This window comes from Capnocytophaga periodontitidis (assembly GCF_016126015.1).
GTDB lineage: Bacteria > Bacteroidota > Bacteroidia > Flavobacteriales > Flavobacteriaceae > Capnocytophaga > Capnocytophaga periodontitidis.
On record NZ_JAEFDB010000004.1, the window covers coordinates 1 to 21,647 of the forward strand.

General features: G+C 39.6%; 17 protein-coding genes and 4 pseudogenes. 10 read left to right on the plus strand and 11 right to left on the minus strand.

The annotated features are described in order from the left end of the window. From I7X29_RS07680 to I7X29_RS07720, 10 genes and pseudogenes are all read left to right on the plus strand, one after another. Nucleotides 1–1,350 (plus strand): annotated as a pseudogene (locus I7X29_RS07680) (hypothetical protein); the annotation flags it as partial. After that, entirely contained in the window at nt 1,347–1,970 is a 624-nt protein-coding gene (locus tag I7X29_RS07685; RefSeq protein ID WP_225883692.1) for a PepSY domain-containing protein, read from the plus strand. The pseudogene I7X29_RS07680 and the gene I7X29_RS07685, both read left to right, overlap by 4 nt. Further along, nucleotides 1,951–2,160: a hypothetical protein gene (locus tag I7X29_RS07690; RefSeq protein WP_198473769.1), complete on the plus strand. Its 210-nt coding sequence runs from the start codon at nt 1,951–1,953 to the stop codon at nt 2,158–2,160. The genes I7X29_RS07685 and I7X29_RS07690 overlap by 20 nt, the downstream gene beginning before the upstream one ends. Nucleotides 2,161–2,177: 17 nt before the next feature. Further along, nucleotides 2,178–2,426: pseudogene (locus I7X29_RS15655) on the plus strand (PAAR-like protein); the annotation flags it as partial. A 278-nt stretch (nt 2,427–2,704) separates the two neighbouring features. Continuing rightward, nucleotides 2,705–2,935: a hypothetical protein gene (locus I7X29_RS07700; protein WP_198473771.1), complete on the plus strand. Its 231-nt coding sequence runs from the start codon at nt 2,705–2,707 to the stop codon at nt 2,933–2,935. Continuing rightward, nucleotides 2,914–3,339 (plus strand): hypothetical protein, encoded by a 426-nt coding sequence (locus tag I7X29_RS07705; RefSeq protein ID WP_198473773.1) that lies wholly within the window; start codon nt 2,914–2,916, stop codon nt 3,337–3,339. The genes I7X29_RS07700 and I7X29_RS07705 overlap by 22 nt, the downstream gene beginning before the upstream one ends. 219 nt (nt 3,340–3,558) lie before the next feature. Then, nucleotides 3,559–3,678: pseudogene (locus tag I7X29_RS15660) on the plus strand (DUF4280 domain-containing protein); the annotation flags it as partial. Between the two features lie 39 nt (nt 3,679–3,717). After that, nucleotides 3,718–5,487: a zinc metalloprotease gene (locus tag I7X29_RS07710; protein ID WP_225883694.1), complete on the plus strand. Its 1,770-nt coding sequence runs from the start codon at nt 3,718–3,720 to the stop codon at nt 5,485–5,487. Beyond that, on the plus strand, nt 5,484–6,380 hold the full coding sequence (locus I7X29_RS07715; protein ID WP_198473775.1) for a hypothetical protein: 897 nt from the start codon (nt 5,484–5,486) through the stop codon (nt 6,378–6,380). Before I7X29_RS07710 ends, I7X29_RS07715 begins: the two co-directional genes overlap by 4 nt. A gap of 12 nt (nt 6,381–6,392) precedes the next feature. Beyond that, complete coding sequence (locus tag I7X29_RS07720) at nt 6,393–6,746, plus strand: DUF4280 domain-containing protein (RefSeq protein ID WP_198473777.1); 354 nt, start codon at nt 6,393–6,395, stop codon at nt 6,744–6,746. Between the two features lie 107 nt (nt 6,747–6,853). Here I7X29_RS07720 and I7X29_RS15745 read toward each other — a convergent pair. The 11 genes and pseudogenes from I7X29_RS15745 to I7X29_RS07775 all read right to left on the minus strand — a co-directional run. After that, nucleotides 6,854–7,367 (minus strand): annotated as a pseudogene (locus tag I7X29_RS15745) (transposase); the annotation flags it as partial. A 79-nt stretch (nt 7,368–7,446) separates the two neighbouring features. Continuing rightward, the gene (locus tag I7X29_RS07730; RefSeq protein WP_198473780.1) at nt 7,447–8,769 is read right to left on the minus strand and encodes a leucine-rich repeat protein; all 1,323 of its coding nucleotides are present in this window, start codon (nt 8,767–8,769) and stop codon (nt 7,447–7,449) included. Between the two features lie 48 nt (nt 8,770–8,817). After that, nucleotides 8,818–9,726, minus strand: coding sequence for a hypothetical protein (locus I7X29_RS07735; protein WP_198473782.1), 909 nt, complete (start codon nt 9,724–9,726; stop codon nt 8,818–8,820). Then, a complete protein-coding gene (locus I7X29_RS07740; protein WP_198474077.1) occupies nt 9,723–10,838 on the minus strand; it encodes a DUF4856 domain-containing protein in 1,116 nt (371 codons plus the stop codon). The genes I7X29_RS07735 and I7X29_RS07740 overlap by 4 nt, the downstream gene beginning before the upstream one ends. Before the next feature lie 4 nt (nt 10,839–10,842). Further along, complete coding sequence (locus I7X29_RS07745) at nt 10,843–11,385, minus strand: hypothetical protein (protein ID WP_198473784.1); 543 nt, start codon at nt 11,383–11,385, stop codon at nt 10,843–10,845. Nucleotides 11,386–11,425: 40 nt separating this feature from the next. Continuing rightward, the gene (locus I7X29_RS07750) at nt 11,426–12,406 is read right to left on the minus strand and encodes a DUF4302 domain-containing protein (RefSeq protein ID WP_198473786.1); all 981 of its coding nucleotides are present in this window, start codon (nt 12,404–12,406) and stop codon (nt 11,426–11,428) included. Between the two features lie 33 nt (nt 12,407–12,439). Next, on the minus strand, nt 12,440–13,519 hold the full coding sequence (locus I7X29_RS07755) for a putative zinc-binding metallopeptidase (RefSeq protein WP_198473788.1): 1,080 nt from the start codon (nt 13,517–13,519) through the stop codon (nt 12,440–12,442). A 127-nt stretch (nt 13,520–13,646) separates the two neighbouring features. After that, nucleotides 13,647–15,080 carry a RagB/SusD family nutrient uptake outer membrane protein gene (locus I7X29_RS07760; protein ID WP_198473790.1) on the minus strand — a complete coding sequence of 478 codons (1,434 nt, stop codon included), beginning with the start codon at nt 15,078–15,080 and terminating at the stop codon, nt 13,647–13,649. A 43-nt stretch (nt 15,081–15,123) separates the two neighbouring features. Beyond that, nucleotides 15,124–18,477, minus strand: coding sequence for a SusC/RagA family TonB-linked outer membrane protein (locus tag I7X29_RS07765; protein WP_198473792.1), 3,354 nt, complete (start codon nt 18,475–18,477; stop codon nt 15,124–15,126). Nucleotides 18,478–18,479: 2 nt separating this feature from the next. After that, nucleotides 18,480–20,792, minus strand: coding sequence for a TonB-dependent receptor family protein (locus I7X29_RS07770; RefSeq protein WP_198473794.1), 2,313 nt, complete (start codon nt 20,790–20,792; stop codon nt 18,480–18,482). A gap of 291 nt (nt 20,793–21,083) precedes the next feature. Further along, entirely contained in the window at nt 21,084–21,647 is a 564-nt protein-coding gene (locus I7X29_RS07775) for a hypothetical protein (RefSeq protein ID WP_198473796.1), read from the minus strand.

A 21,647-nucleotide genomic window follows, 5' to 3' on the forward strand; every position in this document is an offset into this window, starting at 1 on the left:
TTGAGAGAGGTTGATAATGCTCAGACTTCATTTATAGACAGTAACAGCCAGCAATTTACAGATGAAAATTATTATATGCTATTAGAGTCGGGTTATGGTGATGGGCAGCACACAGACTTAACACCTAATGAAGCATACGAAAAACTTAAAAGACAATATCTCCGACATCCTATCAATAAGGAAGGTATGACCAATATGAATGAAGATGAGTATTATGTGCCTTATCTTACACTATTTCCTAAAAGTTATGTAGATACAATAAATCCAACACCAGCAGTTTCTCCTATGTATCAAGCGACATTAAGAATGCTTGGAGAGATTACAGAAGATATTGATAGATTGGAATTTGAATATGATGAAACACTTTTTGAACTCGACAAAAAAGTTTTAAGTAATAAAAGCAAGATAGAGGATTTAGAGTTTTTGCAAGAAACAATAACCATTACTTGTAAGGAGGAATTAGACAGCGATAAGGAAATACGATTGTACGCATACCCTAAAAGACCAGCTGTGACATCATACACCGATAAAAAAGGTACACGCCCAAGTGCTGATTTAGATCAGCTGGTACACCGTAGGCTGGCAGGAAAGATTATTGTAGTAAAGAACGATGCTACGGTACGCAAAGAAGAGAAGTTTGTATTGGTGAAAGTAATGACAGATGTTTGTAATCAAGGGGTTAAAGAAAGAGGAGGGTTTAATCCAGAAGAAAAAAAAGCTTTTTACAACACTTTACATCAAGCACTGATTATCCCGAAAGTAGAAGAGTATGGAGGTGAAAACAGTGAAGTGTATCTAAATTTGTCAGCTGATAGGAGATTTCGCAGTAGTGGAAAATATGTTGAGGGGGACAAATTAAAAACAAAGTTTTATACAAATCAGCAACGACAGATAGTAAAGAGTGAATTTTTAAAATATGTACAAGAAGCCTTCTTTAATGATCCGCCAGAGAATAGGGTACGTTATGCAGGGTACTTTACTGTTTTTGCTTTTGGGGTAGGAAACCCAGACACAGGAGGAGAAACGGCTGGGGAATTTGAGTTACTTAATAGAGTAGTAATAGCAAGTGCTATAAAATTCTTTAAAAATGTAGCACTATATGCAGGCAGAGGCAATACAGCATTATGTCACGAAGTCTTACACGGTTTGGGGTTATTACATACCCATAGAGAAAAGAAAGAAATAAATGGTAGAGAAGTAAATTCTGAACCAATTATTAAAGATAGTAAAAAGAAATACGTATATAAACACAAAACGACCACCAATGTGATGTCGTATAACCAGCCGAGAAATTACACTACTTGGCGTTGGCAATGGAGTATAATTAACCCTAATATTAGTGAGAAATGAAAAGGATATTTTTTTTAATTAGCTTACTAATAGTAGGCATCAGTTACGGACAAGACACAATTAATAACTTAAAACCGAGTAAAATGAGAGAACATTTTTTAGATGACAATTATAAAGATTGGGAACCTGACCCAAGATATGTTAATAGTACTTACACTATCCATCTTATTAGAGGAGATAAAAGAATTTGGATTTCTAAAGTTCGACAAACTAATGAAATCTATGTTGAAGAAACAAATGTAATAAATCGTTATAGCTCGATTGCTGTATACGATTATAATACAAAGGTTATCAAAATTTCTGGTGAGAAATTTTATAACTTTCTAATAGGAAAGAAAAAAACCTATGACCAATATGGTCGGCTTATTAAAGAGGAAGATTTTAACAAACCTTATAAAATAGGGGTTAGAGAACTTGCAGAGATTGTTAAAGAGCGGTATAATATAGATATTATAAAAAATAATCGAGATATAAGCGTTGGTCGATATTGCAATCCTAACCCTATTTATACTATTACAATTACAATAGACTACTCTCAGTATAGAGAAATTCGAATTGATGCAACCACAGGTAAAACAATCTCTGATAAAGTAAAGGACAGTGATTTATTTTCCTCTTGAAGAGAACAATACCTCCTCTATCTTCATAGAAGAAACAAAAGAACCTAAAGAATTAGGTGTTCCTTATAAACAAGTGGGTTATTACCCTGCTGGCACTTACCGCCTTTATAACGATAGGGCTTTCACTAAAAAAGAGTGGGAACTATATGTAAAAACACGCCCTTGGTGGGAAAGGTTATTTCTAAGTTAATTTAAAACTTAATCATTATGCCACAAATCATCACTAATACTGCAGAACTCAGTTGCAATCAAGGTACAGCAACGAGTAAACTCAATGTTACAAGTCAAGATTTTGTAACTATTGAGGGTAAAGCTATGGCTGCTGAGGAGGACAAGCAAGCGAATTCCAATATACAGCCTTTTAAGCAATGCAAACTAAAACCTTCTTCTGGTGGTTATTTACCTTGTGTGCCTGCTCCTATTCAATGGGAAGATACGGCTGAGAAAGACACTATTATGGGGTTCTATCACAATAATGACACTAAAACTCCTTTTTACCCTGAGAGTACTGCGGTAATCGAAAATTTTAAAAATGAGTATAGAAATGTAACAATAGATCGCAATGGTACACCACATGGGAGAAAAGTTGATACAGAGCCTATTATAAAAGATAGTAAAAAGAAATACGTATATAAACACAAAACGACCACCAATGTGATGTCGTATAACCAGCCGAGAAATTACACTACTTGGCGTTGGCAATGGAGTATAATTAACCCTAATATTAGTGAGAAATGAAAAGGATATTTTTTTTAATTAGCTTACTAATAGTAGGCATCAGTTACGGACAAGACACAATTAATAACTTAAAACCGAGTAAAATGAGAGAACATTTTTTAGATGACAATTACAAAGATTGGGAACCTGACCCAAAATATGCTTACAACCCTTATGATTATCACTTAATGAAAGAAGATAAGCGAGTTAGAATTATGAAAGATAAATGGGAAAAAAAATCTTTGTAAAGGAAAGTAATATTATAAATCAATATAACTCCTCAGCTGTATATGATTATGATACAAAAGTAATCAAATACTATATTGAGAAATTCTATTATTTTATTATAGGAAAGAAGAAAATCTATGACCAATATGGAAAACTTATCAAAGAAGAGGATTTTGATAAACCTTACAAAATAGATATTAGGGAGCTTGCAGAGATTGTCAAAGAGCGATATAAAATAGATATTATACGAATTAATCAAGATATACATGTATATCGTGATTGCGAGCAAAAAGCTCTTTATTATATTGAAATTTACCATATTAACCCTGAGAGTTATCACCAATATAGATATATAATAATTGATGCAACCACAGGCAAAACAATCTCTGATAAAATAAAGGATAGTAGATTTCCTGACAATTAGAACAACAATACTACCTCTATCTTTATCGAAGAAACCACACCTCCCAAAGAATTAGGTGTTCCTTACAAGTAAGGGGGGGATTACCCTCCTGATACTTACCGTTTATATGATGGTAGAGCCTATAACAGAGAAGAATGGGCTGCGTATGTTAAAAGACAAAATTGGCTGGTTCGTTGGTGGTTGAGTTAAATGTTTAAAATGTATAAATTAATGCTATAAATCATCACTAATACTGCAGAACTCAGTTGCAATCAAGCTACAGCAACGAGTAAACTCAATGTTACAAGTCAAGATTTTGTAACTATTGAGGGTAAAGCTATGGCTACTGAGGAAGATAAATAGGCTAATGCCAAACTTTATGCTCCGAATAATATCCGTATGAATGCAGGTAAAAACTTTGACTTAAGTGTTGGAAATAACCTCAACTTCACTATAGGCGGGCAGGCTACAATGCAGATATTGCAGCAAATGCTTTTAGAAACCCCTTTGATGAAGCAGATAGTTGCTAATTATGAGGCACGTTTGGGCAATGCGCTGCTCTCTTCTGACAACCTGATGAAGATAGAGGCAAAAGAGACCAACGTGGCAGGGCTGGAAAAACTCTTTATCCACTCCGATGAGTTGGCAACGGTGAACTCCAAAGGGCTGCTTGAGGTGAAGGGAGAGCAGGGAACAAAACATAGTAATAAGGCGGAAAGCCTTGCTCAAGACCCCGTTGTAATTGAAGGCAAAGCCTTAGTAATGTTTAGACCTAATAGCGATTGGGAAGATGACTCTGCCTCAAGTGATAACCCTACTTATGGCTTTGATTGGTATAGGGAAAATGACACTAACCTAATAGGTGATACAGCACAAATGGACACGCTTATGGGGTTCTATCACAATAATGACACTGATACTCCTTTTCAGCCTGAGAGTAGTACTGCGGTAATCGAAAAATTTAAAAGTGAGTATAGAAATGTAACAATAGATCGCAATGGCACACCATATAGGTATTTTGTGCCTAAACTTATCCTGTATAAGAATGAAAATGAACAAGTAAGAAGTGTAGCGTCTCTTGATATCATATATGATGTGTATGAAGAGCCTAACAACCTCTTTATAGAATATGAACGTGAATATTTTAACATCACAGAGCCAGGTGCCATTGTATATGGAGTTTCTCCACGTACTTCTCAACAAACGCCACGCCCTGAGATAGCCTACCAACCTACAGAAGGATATAACATATTTAAAATATCCCCAAAGTCAGTTGGAAATGATAAAAGTATTATTGTTGAAATAGAGTGCTTAAAACCTTTTGGAGACTTAAACGGAAAACAGATAAAAGCGTATGCTCTTACAGAAGGCACTAATGGGCAACCTGCACAGAAAAAGATAGTAGGGGTCTTGGATGTAATGCCTAATGACAAAGCCAATCGCAAAGTGGTAAAGCTACTTATGGTGAATGTGATTACGGATGTAGATAATGATGGAGAAACTGAGAAAGGCTATGAAGCTCCAAAACTGTTAGAACAAAAGAAGTACCTACGAAAGTATTTGAGAAACTCCTTAATAGATCCTATATTTAAAAAAGTCAATTTAAATTTGGATAGTTCTGCTATTAAAGAGCATTTCAATCGCGTCTATACTCGTAACAACAATTTATTATATAATACACCTAATGGGCATCCGCCTTTAAGTGTTTATTTAAAAGAAAAACTTAAAGAAAAATTAAAATCCATATTAAAAGAAAGACTAAGAGGAAAAACAGTTAATATAGAAGCAGAATACAATAAAAGATATAAAGATTACCTTCCCATATTCTTTTTCTCTCAAAGATATTTTGATGATAGCCTAACTACAACAGCTTATTATAGCAGCAGCAACAAGGCTGTAGTAGCTACGAATAATTTAAAAATAACTACTATAACCCACGAAGTATACCATAGCTTAGGCTTACCTCATTCATTTGAAAATAAAGCTCATATTCCTCAAAATGGAGATAGACAAACACAAAGTAATGGAGAATATTCATTTGAATACCGAAAGACCACCAATATTATGGATTACTCAGATTTGAGAAATAATTTATTCTATTGGCAAATAAAAATAGTTCGCAGCAAAGCGGCTCCAGAACCTAATAATTATAAACCTGAACAGTTATGAAAAAATTGATCACGATTAGTTGTTTACTATTGATAGTAAACCTTAGTAATGCACAATATATATATGAGTTAAAAATTGATAAAAAAATGGATAAGAACAATCGCCCAACAATAGATAGTGGATTTGACATTCTTCATTTAGAAGAATATAAAGATTATTTAATCAAAGACCCAGATAATATTGATAAAGATGTTTATGAAAAGAAAACCTCTTCAGGAAAAATACAAATAGAGGGAGGGTATGGGAATGATTATCAGTACAAAGAATGTTTTGATAATTCAAGCTATTATATATTTAAGATATATGATGTAAAAACATTGAAGATTAGATTAAAAAGGTTGTCAGAAGAACCAACAAGAATTGCCTTAGGGAAAGAGTATCACTATGATAGTAATGCTACCCTTATCAAAACCATTGACCACGATAAGGGCTGGAATTTTAGTTATGAAGATGTGATTAATTATTTATACGAACATATAGAAGATGAAGTAGAAATATTCAGTTCTTCTATCAAAAAAAGAGTATACCAAAATAGAAATTATTGGCAAGTAGAAACTAATGCAAGTTTTTGGAGAAATAATCATTTTTTGCGTATAGATGGTAATACAGGTGAGATATTATGTCATCTTGTTTTGTATACAGAAGAAAATGCTCCTGCAATAAATGTGCTTAAAACTATTGTTCCTAATAAGATAGATAAACTTCCTCCTGAAGAAAATAAATATCTTCATTGGATAGATGAAAACGGCAAAAAGTATCAAACCCCAGACACAAGGCGGAAAGTCAATGGTATTTCCTATACCGAAGAAGAATGGAAAGCCTATGAGGAAGAACAATGGCAACGCTATCAGAAAAACAAAGGAAAAAGTTGGTGGGAGCAATTGTTTAGTTAAAATATATAAGTTATGCCACAAATCATCACTGATACTGCAGAACTCAGTTGCAATCAAGGTACTGCAACAAGTAAACTCAATGTTACAAGTCAAGATTTTGTAACTATTGAGGGTAAAGCTATGGCTACAGAGGAGGACAAGCAAGCGAATTCCAATATACAGCCTTTTAAGCAATGTAAACTAAAACCTTCTTCAGGTGGTTATTTACCTTGTGTGCCTGCACCCATCAAATGGGAAGATGTTGCAGAGAAAGACACTATCAACGGGCAAAAAATACTTACAGAAAACTCCTATTGTATGTGCTCAGTAGGTGGTAAAATCACCATAAAAGACAAAGGGCACAACGAAAATCACAATGCAGAATGACCTAATCTCCACGACTTCGGAGTGCGGTGTTTTGCGCTCTCTTTCACACAAGTAGTTTTGAGCAGCTGAAAAAGTTTTCAGCTGCTCAAAACACAACTTGCTACCATAATGATTAGATGTAACTTAAATCCATAGAACCGGCCTAAAGAACATTGTCCTTTTTGGGCAAATCCTTTGAATACTTTATGTTGTTTTTCACGTTTGATATGACAAACTCTTATGGGGGTAGAATCAATATATGAAATGCCAGTACATTTTCCTAAACAAAACATTTTCAAGAATATAGCTAATTTTACAACTACTTTCTTTTGCAATTCAACGAATCGATTGTAGGATACAGTTTGTGGGAATTCACCTTTCATATGCTTCTTTATGTGATTGATATAGTAATGTTTTAAATCTCTATAATGACCTGAATGAAAAGAGAATTAGAATAGTCATAACCTCACTATCAGATAAAGTTGATTTACGATTTCTCTGTTTTAAGTCAGTATTTTGCACAAGGCTATGGTCAGACACTATTTTTTCAAAATTCTTGTCAAATTCGTCTATTATAAAGAAAATTTCCGTAACTTTGTGGCTATGATAACATAGGGATAGTTTTTTAGTTAAACTTTTGATTTTCAAACTACAAAGTTACTAAAACTATCCCTTTTTTGCAAATAAAAAATAACTTTTCTTACGTCGAACTCACGTTAGATTATTGTTCAAGCTCTTTGATAGTTCCTAATTTCTTCCATAAAGAATGATCGTCGTAGGCTGCTTTAGCACCTTTAGGCACATAAACAGTTGCTCCTGTTATTCCTATAAACGTTGAACGAGTTACTGTTGGTGGAGTAGCAGTTTTTACAATAATTGTTTTTAAAGCAGGACAATTAGCAAAAGCCACCTGACCTATTTCGGTAACTTTATTCATTGTTACTGAAGTAAGATTAGTAGCCCCATTAAAAGCACTTCCCCCTATTTTAGTTACGTTATTAAAGTCTACAGAAGTGATTTGAGTAGCATCTCTAAAAGCTCCTGACCAAATATGAAGTCCATTAGCAGGGATAGTAATAGCTCCTTTAGCGGTAGCCCCATTTTTTAAAGTTACTACACCATTACCATCTACATCAAAAATATCGTCTTTAGCTTTTACGGTTACAGTGATGGCTACTGTTTTGTTTTGGCTATCTTTAAGGGTGATAGTAGCAGTACCTGCAGCTACTCCTTTGATAATCACATAGTGATGCGTATCGTTTTTACCAGCTACTTTTTCAGTTTTCTCTTTTACTTCAGCAGTTGTAATATTATCAGCTGAAGAAGTAATGGTATAATTAGGGTTACCAGTGTTGATACGAACTTCGGTAGTTGCTTCAGTTTCTACCTCAGTAGCAGTTTTAGCAATGGTAAGCTCGGCAGCGGTAACAGTTACTTTGAAAGAAGTAGTTTGATTGTTTGTGTTATCTTTTATTGCTATTTGAGCAGTACCTACATTGAGGGCTTTTATACGTAGGTTTTTACCGTCGGGGTTACCATTTACAATGCGGTCTTCTACAGTGATACTCACACTTCCCGCAGGACTGATTGTGAAAGAAAGATTCATATTGCCATTGTGTTCGGCATTGAGAATTCTGTTCACTTCTTCTTCTCCGTTTACAAGGGTGAGTGTTTGTTTTTCTACCGAAAGTCTTTCGCTAGGGTCAATATTGCTTTCAACAGTTACGGCTATAGCAGCTTTTTGTCCTTTAGCATCGGATACTGTGAGAGTAGTTTGTCCTTCGGCTATTGCTGTGATTTTCACATTGTTTTGCTCGATTGTTGCTGTAGCAATGTTTTTATCGGCACTCTCTACCTTATAACCGCCATTGCCTGCTGTGATGCGCACGATAGCGCTTTCAGTTTGCTTTACGGTTACTGCCGATTTCTCTAAAGTAAGTCGCTGAGGGGCTTGTTCGCCACCGTTGTTGTCATCTTTTTTACAAGCTGTAAAAAGAAGGGCTATCAAGGCAAGCCCTAAGGTTAAAAATCTGAGATTTTTCATAAAAAATATATATAAAATTAAAATTAGACTCTATGGGTTAGTTTTTTGTCAATTGTAATAGGGCACTACTATTTTTAAGGTTTTACCGCGCAAAACCACTTGTTGGGTAGCGGTGCGCACTTCTTCTACGTAAAATTTAAGGTTTTCACGAGTAGCTACTCCGCCTAACTTCTTGTATTCGATAAGCAAGTTGATATAAGTGTCTGCTACCGGATTCTCAATAGGTGGAATTTTGTAATACCAATTGTTAAGCGCATTGACGTTTTCTTTTCCCGAAAAGAAAGTGCCTGTAGTGCGCTCACTTACAATACGCGCTGGGGTAATAGCTCCGTTAAGCGAACGACTGGTATTGTAGTATACTCCTAACTGATTGAGAAAGCCTTTTTCGTCTATACAACGCACTTTCACTTTCAGCTCTTTTGGGGCGAGTCCTGCTGAGGTAGCGGTTAGGGTGGCTACCCCTTCGGCTTTGCCTCTTATCTCTACAATCCCACTACTGCCGTTCCAAGTAACTTTCATCACCTCATCGGGGTCAGTAGTGGTGAGGCTCACGATATCGCCACCGCCTAAGCGTATGGTTTTATTGATATCGGTAGGGGCAAGGGTTACTTCATCAGCTGAAAAACTGAGTTCGTTAGGACGGACGTTAATCTCCAAGCGCGCGGTTTGGTCGTGTGAATGAATGATTGCATAAGTAGTTCCTTGTTCCTGAAAACTCTTTATCTTCAGGGTATCCTGACTGATAGAAGCACTTGCCAAACGACTGTTAGCAACATTCACTGTGTACTTGTGGTTGCCTCCTGAGAGCAATATATCGTGCTGACTCTGAGGGTAGAGTGTGAGCTGAGTGAGCGAGCTGCTCTCGGTGCCTATTTTGATAGGCTCGGTGGTATCTGTTTTGTCTTCGCAGGCGCATAGCACTATGGCAAAGAGACATAAAAGTATATTTTTTGTCATAACTGGTAACGTTCAGCGATTTGTTGTGTGATATTTTTAAGTGATCCTACAATTTCGGCAGGGGCTAACAAGCGGGATCTATTCCAAAGTCCGGTGCCTGCTATAAGTTGGTTTTGGAGGGCTTTCACTTCGTCGTAAGTAAAATAAAGAGTGCCATCGGGTTTGCGAGTGAATTGCAACGCGTATATAAAGCCATAACCTTGCGACAAGTATTTGAAAGCCTGCTTAGGCGATTCGCTGTAATTGGCAAGGGTATTTGCCCCCGTAAGGGTGTGAATGGTGCGAATAGCCATCACTTTGGAGAGTTCTTTGCGAATGATGCACATTTGCTCATATAAGGCTTCATAGCGATAGCGCCCTAACTCTATACGCCCTTGTACAAAAGCATTGCGAATTTTGCGCTCAGCACCTGCCAAAGCCGCTACTCCATCGGACTGGGTGAGGGATTGCAGATGCAGGAAATAGCCATAAGCCAAATCCCAATGATGTTCGAGTTGAGTGTAGTTCTCACCAGCGGGCAAGACTACATTTTGGTGTTCGCGGCGCAGGGTAGCATCGGAGAAAAAACGCTCATCCAAGTGGTATAAGAGAATTTTATCTAAATAGAGAGCTCCGTTTATAGTGTATATGAACACTTGTGCAGGGGCAATGCCTTTTTCGTCAACATACACACGATCGGCATCGCCTACCCTTCTACCAGCATCACCCGAAACGCCTTGTTGGGCTTCGCGTAGCGGAATATTTTTGGCTACAAGAAAGAGATTTTTTACATCTTCTCTCACTTGGGCAGTGGCAGCTAAAGGTGAGGAGGCTACTTCATCAGCGGGTTTTACGTAGGAAGTCCCCTCATTGTAGTAACGCAGAATTTCGTCGTAAGTAAAATTAGAAATAGCACCGTTGAGCAAACGCCTTTCGATAATCTCCAAAGGCTCGCGCAACAAGCTCACGCTGTGTTCATCAACGCTTGACTGCCCATTGCGGCTGAAAGTGTAGGGGATATCGGCTTGCGGACGCAAGATATTAGCAGTCTCCACTGTCTCACCTTCGCCTTTTTGGCAAGCTATTGCAATCAACAGCAGTGAAAAATATGATAGTATATGTTTTGTTTTCATCATCTTAAGGCAATACTATATATTCGCAATAGGAAGGAATATCATTGGAACCATCAGTGTTTTGGGCTGCAATGTACTGTAAGGTAGGTACATTCACCACTCCTTGGGTATCTACCGCAGTGAGCTGGGCACTCACGCGTGATTCTCTTTCTCCCCCTCCATACACACCGAGATACAGCGGATAACCTGAAAGGAGGGTAAAGGTAAGCGTTTGTGCAGTAGTGGTGGCATTGAGTACCACGCGCTCTTTATTGGCATTTACATAACACACATAATAACGCGGATCGCGGGTATTGCCTTCTCCTCGCTGGCATTGATAAGTGAGGGTTACGGTATACTCACGTGCTTCTTGGGGGGCATCAATACTTGGGTACACATAATGAGCGATATCACATTGTTTATGCACGAGGTCTTCGTAGTTGATGGTAGGCTTTTCAATTCCTTTGAAAGGGAATAGCTTTTGGTAATCCTCTGGAGTAGGATCTTCTTCTTTGCTATTGCAGGCTATGAGTAACAAGGCTGCAATGATAGTGTTTAGATATTTCATTTTATTAATTTGCCAATTTGCTAATTCTCAAATTTTCTAATTAATTCTCAAATATTTCAGCAGTGTAGCCAGTGGCAATTCCTTTGCTATCACGATGATGGGCTACAAAGCGGTTACCTTCTCTCACAAAGTTGTAGAATATAATCGACTTGTTGTAGCGCAAGCCTGCTCTAAAGGTGAGTCCGCTTTCAGTGCCTACATAGCCCGAGCCTATAAACTGACTTTTATACCTGCCTGTGGAGGGATCTTCCTGCGGATTGGTGCGGTACTCAAACACGTAATACCTATTGGCTACAAATCCCTCTAAGAAAGGTGTGTTGAGCCCAAAGCTATTGCCTTTTAGGTATACATCACTTTGGTAGTAGATTTTGCTCCCCCGCTTAATCACTATTTGAGGGTTTTGCATCTGCTCGAAAAAGAGTCGGTTGTTATAGGCTTTTTGCAAGAACTGTTGTTGATCGTCGGCAGTTTTGAGTTTTTCAAACACAATGTACTCGCGGGCAGGGTCGGCATACGAGGCTGTTTTGAAGACCATATTCTGCAAGGTGTCTTTGCCTACATACAGCCAATCGGCAGCGGCGCGAAAGCGGTTGTTTACTAATTGGTGAACGTAGTTATAGGTAGTGAACGAGAGCTGTAACTGCGCCTCTTGGCTAAGAGTGTATTCACTTGTTTTGACGGTTTGCAGCGTTTCGCTATGGGTGTCGGCTTGTATGGCTACTGTATTGTCTTTGTTAAAGGTCATCAGGAAATAGAAGCCTCCAAAACCTTGGTTTAAGAGTTTTTCTACATAGCGCGAATCACTTCGTTTTTCAGCTTTGGTAGGGTTAGCAAACAGCAATGAATCAGTACGGGGAAAGTAGAGCACTTTCCAGCCGTAGGGCGCTTCGGTAAGTTCTTTTTGCAAGGCAATGCGCTGCTGAAGCATTCGCTCTGAGGGCGATTGCTCAAAAACATTGTGGTCTTTTTGGCAAGATGCCAAAAGAAGCGCAATAAATGCTGTTGTTAAAAGATATTTCATATATGATTCATTTATTTTATAGACTCTTCACTTTTACCTATTATTAAAACGGTTGAGGCGTTGGAGACTTAAGAGCTGTAAACGCTTCAAGCTGAACCCTACTTTTTTGTTGAAATAATCGGCGATGAAAACTTCTTTTTTCAGTAGGTTGTTATACGATAGGGCTGCGCGTTGTACTTCTTCATCAGTGCTATCTACAGGAGTCTTCGCAATACTTTTAGCTATCTCTATCTGGGTGTTGAGATTGGTGAGGGGTACGCTTATCATCTCGGCAAAGTCATTTTCGGCTGAAAGCATTGCTTGAAAGGTGATAAATCCGTAGTGATTGGGCGTGCTTTGGGTAAAATTACAATAGTAGCATTCCTCATCTATACCTGCTTGGCTGTGTGCATTTTGGCATTGGGTAAGCGATGCAAAATACTGAAAAGGCAAGGCACTATTGCAGTTGTTTAAGTCACGCTTTTTGGGGTAATACTGCAAAGCATAAAGGGCAGTATCATCATTAGGAAAACCGTATAGCTGTTTGTTAGAACTCACGCGATAATCCTTCTGACTGATATTCAAAAACGCCTGACGGTCGTAAGGGTATATCTCATCGCCTAATAAGCGAGCGAATTGGTGATGTACAATGCGCATCAGTACATATACTTTATTCTTGTCGCGAGGGTCGAAATTATTGATGTTATACAAATGAAATTCACGCCCTACCGCACTGCTATTGATGAGTTCTTGTCCGTTGCCATCGATGTTTTTACCACCATAGAGGTATATTTTTAAAGGAGCTTTTCCTTTCCAGAAATTAGCCCCTCCTAAAGAGGGCTCACTATAGAGTTCGAGCCATAAGTATTTAATAGTCTCAAGTACCGGTTTTACTTTGCTTACTTCGGGCGGATAGGTATAGGTACCTTTAGGGGCAGTGTTCTTGTCCCAACGGTATTCCACAGCAATGCCATAAGGCAAGGTGATATTGGTTTCTATCCACTTGTCTAAATCGGTATAGGCTTGCTGAGCGGTTTCGGTATCTACAACGCTTTGTGTAGAAAGTTTTTCACGCTGACAGCTCACTATAAGGATTAATACCGTAATGAGTGTTATTTTTAAAAGGTTTTTCATATAAGTTTTATTTATTGCTTGTCGTGAATGAATAGCCCCCGTTCCCCCGAAGGGGGACAATCCGCGAAAAGATGTTTTATTTATTGTAACACTATTCACTTTTCACTATCCACTATTCACTTTTAACTTACCTCGGGTTTGCAGGCAAACCGCGGTTGATGGCTTCTATGGGGAGTTGTATCACTTTGCGCAAATCCTCTTTTTGTAGGGGTTCATTAGTGCGATTTACGGGGGTGTAAAAACGCCTGATGTCTAACCAACGCATTCCCTCGTGCATAAATTCCCATTGACGCAAAAAAGCGATATTCTTGATTGCCCCTAACTGACGAATGCTAAGCCCATAGAAAGGCGAGTAGTTGCGATAATCGTCATCGGTAGAGGCGATAAGGTCTTCCACGGTGATATTGCGAGGATTATCAAACTTTATTTTTTGAAATTCGCGGTATTCTAAGAGCAGTTGGTTGTAGTTTTTGAGCATAGCATAAGCTTCCATACGGTTGAGCATTACCTCATCGGTGGTGAACAATATGTTTGACACGTACAAATCAGTAGGTTTACTACCAGTGCTACCAAAAAGCGACAACTCATCAAACTTGGCGATATACATCCCATTGTACACGGGAGTGGGTGAGGTTGCTGGGGTGTAATAGGCAGCGTTATTGTTCATCAGTTGGGTGGTAAAGCCGTACTTAGCCGTAGGAAGCTCTCTTGCCCAACGCGATTGCACAGTGGTGATGAGTAGGTTAGCTTCTTCCTCTGGCTGGGTATAACGCTGGTAGAGATACGGACGATTATTGAAAGCATACACATCGTAATAGTCCTTTTTCCAGTGGCGCAACTGTGTTTTAGGTTGAGTGAGTACATAGTTAGCATAGTCTATCACAGTTTGCCATTCGCCTTTAAACAGATAGAAACGCGAAGCAAAAGCATAAGCAGCACGCTTGTTGAAATGAAACTTAGGTTTAGTGTAATAGGCATCGCTCACTAAAGAAATACCCAACTTGAGGTCTGTTTCTATCTTCTGATAGACCTCATACACAGTGCCTCTATTGTACTCCACCAAAGCGTTTTTCTCGGGCGTAGTGAGGTAAGGAATCCCCATATCGTTTTTAGAGGCTTCGCCTTTGTAGGGCTCTGCCCAAATATTCACGAGCATAAAGTGCAGGTAAGCCCTGAGCAAGAAAGCCTCGCCATAGAGCGCTTTTACACGTTCGGTTTTGGGGTAACGGGCTAAAAGTTCTAAGGCTTTATTAGCTTGTGCAATGCCTCGGTAACAACTATTCCAATAGAACAAAGGCGCATCAAGGTCTTCTTGGTCTTCATCTTCCCAGCGGTACATCGCTTCGTTCAAACGAGTATGCACACCGTTTTCGCGTTCGGCTACATTATCGGTGCGGGTTTCGAGGAAAGGAAAATAGCTCGCATCGGGGTAAGCCCCCGTAAGAAGCTCGGCTATTTTTTCTTCCGAATCAAGGGGAACATTTAGAGAGGCATCGGGGTCTTTGTCTAAATAGTTGCAACTTAGCAATAACAAAGAAAATATGTAAATTAAATGTTTCATTCAGTTTTAAACTATTAATTTTCAATTGTTAATTGTTAATTCATTAAAATCCTATTTGGAATGACAAGGTATATTGTTTAGGAGTAGGTAATGATACCCCTCCAGACTTGTAATACTCAGGGTCTTGACCGTTGAGTTTGCTATCGGAATAGATAAGGAATGGATTAGTGGCTTGTGCTCGCACAATAAGGCTACTCATACCATAGCGTTCCAAAGCCTTTTTAGGTACGCGGTAGCCTAATGATATACTTTTCATACGTACAAAGCTACCATCGGCAACGCGGTTTTGAGAATAGTTGTATGTATTATAAGCGCGCTCTATATTCTCTTTGCCAATGAGATCAATAAGACTCTGTGAAGGCAATGAGGGCACCTTGGTACGGAGCTCGTCGTAAGGATGCAACCAGCGGTTGTAATATTCCTTAGAAAAGACATTTAAATCGCCGAAAGCGGGATCGAAAGTAGGGTTCAAACGAATTTTATTCCCCGCTTGAGCCGAGATAAAGAAAGAGGCTTCCCAATTTTTGTAGGTAAAAGTATTAGAGAGTCCTGCAATCACATTGGGTTCTACCGATCCGTGATAGATAAGGTAGGATTTTGAGTACTTTGTGTCAAGAAAATCAGCGCCTACTACATTAGCATTCGGGCGGTTGTTGAGCGGATACAATCCAAAATCAAAAGTAGGTAAGCCTTGGTGGTTCACTCCTTGATAGTTGAACGAAAACAAAGATCCTTTAGGATAGCCCACAATATTGCCGCGCCCTGTACCTGATACCATATCAAAAGTGTTAGGGGTGTTGAGCAAACGGGTAATCTTTTGGTTCATATAGCTGAACGAGATAGTAGTTGCCCATTGGAAATCTTTTAGTTGTATGTTCTTAGTATTCAAAGAAAGTTCGATACCGCGGGTGCGCATATCACCAAAGTTGGCGTATTTGTAGTATTCACCACCTATGCCCGAGGTGCGAATCAGGTCGATGAGGTCGAATGAATTGCGCTGATAAACATCTACCGACATACTGATGCGATTATCAAAAAATCCTGCATCGACACCGAGGTTCAGCTCATACATCTTCTCCCAAGTGAGGTCGCGGTTCTCTAAGTGCTGCAAGCGCAAAGCGTTCTCTCTATCGCTAAAGCGGTAGCGGTTTTGCACATAGTTTTGGAATACACTATATGAATTTATCGCTTGCTCGTTCATTTTGGCTGTAAGCCCATAGCTGGCTCTCAAATCAAGGGTACTGATGTTTTTGCTTTCAAAGAAAGGTTCATCGTCTATATGCCATTTCAGCCCCACATTCCACGTAGGCAACCAGCGAGAGCGCGTACCGCGACCGGCAGTATTAGACCCTTCGTAGTTCAGCACGGCATTGGCAATATATCTGCCTTTATAACCATAAGTCGCACTGCCCGAAAAGGTAATGCCTCGGTCGTACTTTTCGGTAAGCGCAAAATAGTTGTTGCCCTCGTTGAGGAGCTTTTGAAAAATAAGCGGATTGGTAAACACCTGATTGCCGCGGTCATACTGAATGCCGTAGCCTTGGAAAGGCGTAACAGTACGGTCGGCATAGCGGATTTCGGCAAAGCCAAAGGCTTTGAGGTCGTGATGCTCGTGCAAGGTGCGATGATAATCAACAGCGAATCGCCCCATATAGCTTTTGAGAGAGGTTTCAGTTTTGTTAAAAATACCCCCATTGGTGAGCGCTATTTGCGGAGGTGCTAAAGGATTGTCCTTATTTTTGAGCAAATAGATATTATCATTGGCTACCTGAGGGGTTTCATTGGCGCGAAACGCCTTGATAACATTAGAATTTTCGGTGATGTAATGTGATGATTGGGTTTGTGCTTGGCGCGCTGATACTAAGGCAGTAACTTCTAAATGCGGATTGAGCTTGTAAGAGGTTTCGGCTTGTATTTTGAAGTCGAGTACATCGATTTTCATATAGTTGTTGCGATATTCCTCCAAAATATTGAAAGGCGCCCAATTGTTGCGGTAGTACTCCAAATTGCCCTGCGCATCTTTAGGTCTCAAGGTGCGTGAGGTACCTAAAGCATACGAAAAGGGGTTGATATCAAAATCGCGCTCGAAAGCACCTACCGCTGTGTTTTTACGCTGTGCAAAAGTGCCAGGGGCTTTCTGACTGCGTAAATTCCCCACGGCAGTAAAGGTAGCTTTTAGTTGGTCGTTGATATAAAAAGTATTTTTGAGGTTGGCAGTAATGCGTTTCACATTATCGGTAATCGTCCAGCCACTGTCGTGATAATAGCCCAAAGAAGCATAACTTGTACTGTTTTTGCCTCCTCCGCTAAATGTAATAGTGTGGCTGCGTATAGGGTTGATAGAAAAAAGATGTTTGAACCAATCGGTATTGGCGTATTCGCGTTCTCTCATAAAGGCAGCTTGAGCTGCTGGCGTATTGGGGTAGTAGTAGTTGCCAGTGTTGGGATTGATGGTACTCACGCCCTTATACCATTGGTAGTAAATGCCACTGCGCCTGCCGTAGAGGGTGTTTTGCAAATTGAAATAGCCTTTGCTGTTCATCTCTTGCAAAAGTGACATCGTTTCTTGCGAGTTCAGCAAGTCAAAATCTTTATACGACGGAATGGTGCGGAAGCTCTGTTCGTAGCTATAAGTAATGCGGTTAGGCGTATCGCGTTTGCCCGATTTGGTTGTAATAACAATCACCCCATTGAGGGCGCGCGCTCCATACATAGAAGTAGCCGATGCATCTTTCAGCACTTGTATATCCTCTATATCAGTAGCGTTGAGTCCAGCAATAGCCGAGCTCACTAAGGTAACCGCATCACCCGAAACCAATTGGTCAAGACTGAGAGAGACCAAATCTTCATAAATTGCCCCATCGATTACCCAAAGCGGTTGTACATTGCCTATGATAGAAGCCCCCCCGCGAATATTGATGCGCGGTGCTGAACCAAAAGAGCCCGTTACATTTTGGATAGAAAGCCCAGCCACACGCCCTTCGAGCATACGCGATATATCGGCAACACCTTCCATTTTGATATTGTCCATTTTCACCGAAGCAGCTGCCCCTGTAAATACACGGTTTTGTATTTTTTGGTAGCCCGTGAGTACTACCCCCTCTAAGGCTTGGGCTTCTTCTTGGAGTATGATTTGCAGGGTTTCCCCTTTGATTTTGAAGCGTTGGGTTTTCATTCCCACATAACTCACTTCAAGAGTTTGCCCTACCTGCGCTTTGATGCTGAAATGCCCCTCCATATCGGTACTGGTGCCTATATGTGATTCTTTCACCACTATCGTCGCGCCCAACAGCGGAGTGCCATTGGTTTCTTTTACCGTTCCTTTGAGGGTAAAGGTTTGAGCGCTAGCAGATAGGCTTACGAGGAGAAAAAGAAATATGTATGACAGTTTGTTCATCGTTAATTTACTTTGTAAATGATACCGCCAAAAATACCTAAAGGATGTCCTGGTCGCAATCCTGAAGGGTGACGGGATACCAAATAAGTGCGATTGGTAAGGTTGATAGCATTTAGGGTGAGGGTAAAATGGCGTGCAAAATGCGCTTTAGCAGCAACATCGATAATGGTATAGGCAGGAATTTTATGGCGTTCGGCGATGCGTCCTTGTCCTGGTTCAGTGCGTACAGCGCCATTATAGCGAATACCTATATTCAGTTCGTATTTTTTGTACTCGGCTCCTATACTCAAGTTGAGGCTATGGCGGTTGATATAAGGAATTTCATCACCAGCAATCACTCGCCCCCAAGAGTTGCTCTCAAAAGAGTTTTTCATCTCGGTATCGGTGAAGGTGTAGGAGAGTTGTAAGGGGGTTTTTATAGGAGATTCCTCAGGGAATGGCTGGTATTGTGCAATGAACTCAGCTCCTTTCACAACAGCTTCTCCCACGTTGAACTGTTCGAGGGTACCTGTGCCGCCCATAGCTGCAAGGTCGCTACCCAACATATTGCTGTAATGGTTGTAAAAACCTATCACTTCAGTTTTTAGCTGTTTGTAATTCACACGCAAGCCCACTTCAAAGTTGATACTGCTTTCGGGTTTTTGGTTTTCGGTGAGTAGGGTGATATTGCCATTCCTGTCCATCACGCGCTTTTCTTTACTTACCCCTGGAGGTGAAAAGCCCTTGTGTACACCAGCAAAAGCAGACAACCAATCGGTGAGGTTGTAATGCAACCCCAAACTGGGTATTACGGCATTGGCTACATTAGTGGTTTCTATGCGTTTTTGCCCTGTACGGCGGGTATCGGCAGTAGTATAATCTTTTTCTAACAATTCTATATGCTCAAAACGCAAGCCCGCAGTTACAGTGAGCTGTTTATAAGTCAGTTTAGAAAGCCAATAAGCCGCTAAGGCATTGGCACGGGTTATCTTATTCGCCTGACTGCCCTGTACTCCTTTCCAAAGGAGTTGCATTTGCTGGTTTTTCATTGCATAGATATCGTCCCACTGGTTGCGGTCTTCTTCATCGGTGTGGTAACGCAGCCCCCACTCGTTGTCTAAATAACAATTGCCCCATATCGCTTTGTATTCAGCTTTGGTTTGCACGCCACGAGAGAAATAATTGCGGTAGTTAGCGCGCACAAAGAGTCCAGGGTTGTCCTTCAACCGCTCGTAATCGTTGTAGAACACACGGCTATCGGTTTTACCTGAAAGTATATCAAAATAAGGAGCATTAGTTTCGGGGTCGGAGAGAATTTGCCCAATGGTGCGTTTTTCGTTGGCTGAAGTGCCGTATTTCACCGATTCAAGTTTGTACCAATTGCGGAAGAAGGTATTGTAATAGAAGTGAGTAGTAAATTTTAGTCGGTTAGAAAACTGAAGTAAGTAAGTGCCTACCCACTGAGTGTGGCGAGTTGTGAGGTGGTCTTTTTGAGAACCTACATAGCGCAGGAAAGGCGTTCGGGCAAAATCGGATTGCGTAAGACCTACGTAAGTTTCGTTAGAATCTTCATCGGCATAGCCCGCTTTGAGTTCAAAAGAGTGGTTAGTTCCTTCGGTTTTAGCTGTATTTACTTTGAATTTAGCGACCCAATCGTTGCGCTTGAAGCCCGCATTTTGTTTGTTTTCAAAATGTTTGAAGCCATCGGACTGGTAGCGGAGGTATTCCACCATATAGCCAAAGTGTTTTTTGCTGTCACCTACATTGATGTGCGTTTTAAGGGTGTTGTTAGTTCCACCGGAAGCACTTAGTTTGGCTGAAAATTTAGTTGGGATAGCCGTGGATACCATATTGATAGCCCCACCGGTAGTAAACGGACCGTATTGCACTTGGCTACTGCCTTTTACCACTTCTACCGCTTGCATACGAGCTGCATTGGGGAAATAGTAAGCCGCAGGGGCAGCATAAGGAGCAGGGGCGGCCAAAATACCGTCCTCCATCAGGGTGATTTTCTCACTTCGTTCTGCTTTAGTGCCTCGCAAACTGATGTTAGGTCGCAAGCCATAACCATCTTCTTCGTACACATTCACCCCAGGGACAGCTTTGAGCATACGGTTGATATCAGTATAGCCCATTTTTTGGATTTCTTGAGGAGAGATGTAATACGCTGATCCCGTACGGTTGCGCGCCTGAAACTTGCTACCTAATATTTGCTGAGCCGATACCGTTACTTCGTCTAATTTTTGTATGGTATCTTTCTGTTGTTCATTTTGTTGAGCAAAAGCAAAGGAGGTAGATAGCCAAGATAAAAGTATAAAAACACCCAATGTTTTCATATAGGAATCTTAAAATCGGGCGCAAAAGTACGTATTATTTATAAATAAAACAAATAAGAGGGTGTGAATTACGAGTTACGAATTACGAAGAAATCGGCTATCTTTAAAAGTTTTATTTTATAAGGGCGTTTTGCAAACGCCCCTACAGCGTAACTAAAAAATTAAAGACTTTAGTTACTATTCACGTAAAGGTCTGTAGCTTAAATGATGACCTAATAGAACATCTGTAAACAACTCCACCAAGTTTTTCGTTCTTATTCTCAGGCATTGTGCTACAATATTCTTCTTTTACTACCCATTCGTTGTAGGTGTAGGTTTTGTAGACTTCTGTGGCTTTTCATAATTTCTTAAATACCACTTTTTCAATCTTTTGTATAGTCGTAAACGATTGTTATAATTGGTTGTTTTATCTTGAGTGTGAAACAAAATAGCTTGTAAATGATCATACATATAAGCATCAGATTTATATTCTTTTTTAAATTCCTTTAAAACAACTTCTTTATAAATATCTCTTTTACTTTTCAATGCATAAGGCAACATAAAAAACGCATAATCTCCCTCTGTAAAATTACAAATTTCAGCATATCTAAAATATGTAGGGGTTGTATCTTTTACTTTTTCAATGAGACAGGGAACCAAAACTTTCCCCTTCTGATTAATTTGATCAAAAACCTTACCCGTAAATAAATAGTCATCTGTATATTCAATGTATCCCAAACTATCTAAAACAGGATATTTATCACAATCTAAATTAGTAAAAACAGATTGTTTTTTCGTCGCACAAGCCATTAAACAAACAACTATTATAGAAAATAAAAATAGTTTTTTCAAGGCTGTTTTAGCATATTCTTTCAT